General features: G+C 68.7%; 5 protein-coding genes and 1 pseudogene. 5 read left to right on the top strand and 1 reads right to left on the bottom strand.

The genetic code is table 11. The features are described from left to right. From L0H79_RS21750 to L0H79_RS21735, 4 genes and pseudogenes are all read left to right on the top strand, one after another. Positions 1-402, top strand: a 402-nt coding sequence (locus L0H79_RS21750) for a PIN domain-containing protein (protein WP_301486843.1), incomplete at its 5' end; no start/stop codon positions are given. A gap of 198 nt (positions 403-600) precedes the next feature. After that, complete coding sequence (locus tag L0H79_RS21745) at positions 601-876, top strand: type II toxin-antitoxin system Phd/YefM family antitoxin (protein ID WP_301486842.1); 276 nt, start codon at positions 601-603, stop codon at positions 874-876. Further along, the gene (locus L0H79_RS21740; protein WP_301486841.1) at positions 873-1,154 is read left to right on the top strand and encodes a type II toxin-antitoxin system RelE/ParE family toxin; all 282 of its coding nucleotides are present in this window, start codon (positions 873-875) and stop codon (positions 1,152-1,154) included. Before L0H79_RS21745 ends, L0H79_RS21740 begins: the two co-directional genes overlap by 4 nt. A gap of 226 nt (positions 1,155-1,380) precedes the next feature. Further along, positions 1,381-1,566: pseudogene (locus tag L0H79_RS21735) on the top strand (type II toxin-antitoxin system RelE/ParE family toxin); the annotation flags it as partial. 65 nt (positions 1,567-1,631) lie between these two features. On the opposite strand, the gene L0H79_RS21730 reads toward L0H79_RS21735, so the two are convergent. After that, complete coding sequence (locus tag L0H79_RS21730) at positions 1,632-2,030, bottom strand: YciI family protein (RefSeq protein WP_301486839.1); 399 nt, start codon at positions 2,028-2,030, stop codon at positions 1,632-1,634. A gap of 242 nt (positions 2,031-2,272) precedes the next feature. Between L0H79_RS21730 and L0H79_RS21725 the strand changes: the two genes are divergently transcribed. Further along, complete coding sequence (locus L0H79_RS21725) at positions 2,273-2,869, top strand: GNAT family N-acetyltransferase (protein ID WP_301486837.1); 597 nt, start codon at positions 2,273-2,275, stop codon at positions 2,867-2,869. The last annotated feature ends 215 nt before the right edge of the window (positions 2,870-3,084 follow it).

Genomic DNA, 3,084 nt, shown 5'->3' with positions numbered 1-3,084 from the left:
CGGAACAGACGGAACCGGTTGCCGTACTTCGCGGTCAGCGGCTGTATTGCCGGACGCGACTCGCTGCTGCCCGACGACGTGGCGATACCTGCCGTCGTCGTGGCCGAGTACCTCGCCGGCACCCTGCTCGACCCCGATCCCGGCCGCTCAGTCGCCCAGCGCGCGTTCCTCGATGAGGTGCTGCAAGTCCTCCCCGTCCACGAGTACGACCGGGACGTCGCGGAACACCACGCGGCACTCTTGGCCCACGTGCAACGGACCGGCAGCGAGAGAGGCGCCCACGACCTCATCATCGCCGCGACCGCCCGTGCCGCCGACCGGACCGTCCTGACCACCGATGAACGGGCCCGCTTCGGCGAACTCCCCGACGTCAGCGCCCGCCTCGTCACCACCTCAGCGTGAACAGCACTTCGGGCGTCCAGCCGCTGATCTCGAACATTGACAGGATGCCGCAGGCCGATCGTCTGATTGGTACGGCGACGGCCCCCGGTGACAGCGCTGGCGATGAGGTGGGTGGGGAGGAGGCTCGGGCGAGGAACCGGTCCCTTATGACTACAAATCTGGCCAGTGATCGGCTAGATTACCGGCTACTATGTGTCTATGAGGACGGTAGCTTTGAGTGAGGCCAAGGACAAGCTCTCGTCGCTCGTCGAGGAGGCTGAGACGACGCACGAGATCATCCGGATCACCAAGCACGGGCACGCGGCCGCGGTACTGATGTCCGCCGATGACCTGGAGTCTCTGCACGAGACACTGCACCTGCTCTCGACGCCGGGCGCAGTCGAGGAGCTGCGCCAAGCCGACGCCGACGCGGCCGCCGGTAAGGTCGTCACCGGGGAGGACCTGCGCCGGCAGTACGGGCTGGGGCCGCGGTGAGCGATGCGGCTCCGGTCTGGTCGGTCGTTGTCACGGCCGGCGCAACCAGGTCCCTTCGACGGCTCCCTGAGAAGAACGCGACGGCGATCGTCGAGTTCATAACAGGCGTCCTGCCGACCAACCCGCTGCGGTTGAGCAAGCCACTTCGATACGAGCTCGAGGGGTGGCGCATCGCCCGTCGTGGCGACTACCGGGTCACCCTCCGAATCGACGAAGCAGAGCACGTCATCATCGTCGGCCGGATCGAGCACCGGCGCGACGTGTACCGGCCACGGTGAGCATGTCACCGGAGAGTGTCACACCGACAGCAAAGATGGTCCGGTGGGGTGCAGGAACACCCACCGGACCGACCAGCTGATCGATCGGTGGATGCGGGGCAGCTGACCAGCCGCGAGGAAATGGCGGCCCTCATCGCTGAGCGGACGCAGCGCGAGAGCGGCCTTGCTTGGGGTACGACATCGAGGTTGCCCGACCGCACGTAGGGCACTGTCCGAAGAGCTCACCGTGGCGGTGGCCGCTGCGGCCTGGGCGCTGATCGACGGTCCGCTTCGCGACAACCCACACCGTCTCGGCAAGCCGCTGCGGGCACTGTCTGCGGGGCACTGGGTAGCTCGACGTGGCAGCTACCGGATCCGGTACCGCATCGAGGAGAACCGGCGCGTCGTCATCATTGTCGACGTGCGGAGCCGTGCCGACGCCTACTGGCACCAGGAAGGGTCACAGGGCACCGCGAGAGGGCTCGTCAGGGCGCCAGCTCAGCCGGGACCGGACCACGGACGACTGAGCGGCTCGAGCCTGTGCGGGAAGCGGTGCAGCTCCTGCGGCCAGCCGACCGCGACCGCGATCCTGCCGGCCCAGTACCGCGCCTGGGCTTCGTCGGGCACGTCGACGACCGCGAACCCGCCGAGGTGCTCCTTGGTCTCGACGAAGGGCCCGTCGGTGAAGACGGGCGAGCCGCTGCTCGGGTCGACGCTGCTCGGGTCGACGCTGCACACGGCGGTCGACGCGTCCAGGCCGCCGTCGCTGAACACGAAGGCACCGGCAGCTGTGATCTCGTCGATCACCGCCCGACCGGCCGTGCCCCGCTCACGAATCTCCTCCAACGTCAGGTCGGGCACCCACTCGTCGTTGAAGGCGATCAGGTAGTACGCCATCTGAAGCTCCTCTGCTCAGGGACAGCCCGGACGGCTGCCACTCACCTTCTCCACGAACGTGCCCGGGCCGATCCGACACTCCGCCCAAGATTCTTTCCGGTCCGGCGCAGCCGTGCCTGATCGCAACCCTGCCGTATGCCGCCCAGCGGCCACCCAGGGGCACGTGACCATGGGCGACGGCTGAGCGGCATACCGCCGGATCAGGGTGGCGCCGCGCGCGAGTCCCGTTGCACGATGGGGTGATGGCCACGCAGACGAAGCGGACCGCATACACGACGCGCGCGCTCACGACGGACACGTGGGGCGACTTCGCGGCGCTCGTCGAGGCGAACAACGGGGTCTGGGGCGGCTGCTGGTGCATGGGGTTCCACCCGGAAGGCTTCACCGGGGGGACCGCCGAGGCCAACCGTGCCAACAAGCTGGCCCTCGTGCGGCGGGGCGAGGTCCACCAGGTCCTCGTCTACGACGGCGACGAGTGCGTCGGCTGGTGCCAGTACGGCACGCCCGTGGACCTGCCGAACATCCAGAACCACAAGGCCTACGACAAGGACCTGGAGACGCTGCCGGACTGGCGGATCGGCTGTATCTTCACCGGCAAGGGCCACCGCCGTGCGGGCGTCGCCCGGGCCGCGGTCGTCGGTGCCCTCGGTGCGATCGCGGAGGCCGGTGGCGGGCTCGTCGAGGCCTACCCCGAGCAGGTCGAGGACCGCAAACCGCAGCAGGGCGCCTACTTCCACACCGGCCCGGAGAGCCTGTTCGAAGAGCTCGGGTTCGAGCGTGACCGGCGGATCGCCAAGTGGCGCTGGGTCATGCGCCGCCGAGTCGAACCCACCGCCTGACGCGCCTCGCCGCGATCGCCTAGAGTCACCCAGAATCGGCGTGCCTCATAGGTCCCTACCAGAAGTCACCGCCATGATCGTGCGCCGCACGCTCGGGCCACGTGGGACCGGATCACCGATCGACAGATGGAGTCTGTCGCCGCCGTCGCAGTCCTCGGGGGACGCACCGATCGGACTCCAACAGCCGTCGTCCCCCTAGCGGCCCCCTCGCGGGG

This window comes from Intrasporangium sp. (genome assembly GCF_030452765.1).
Lineage (GTDB): Bacteria > Actinomycetota > Actinomycetes > Actinomycetales > Dermatophilaceae > Intrasporangium_A.
This window is presented reverse-complemented; position numbering and strand designations above follow the sequence as displayed.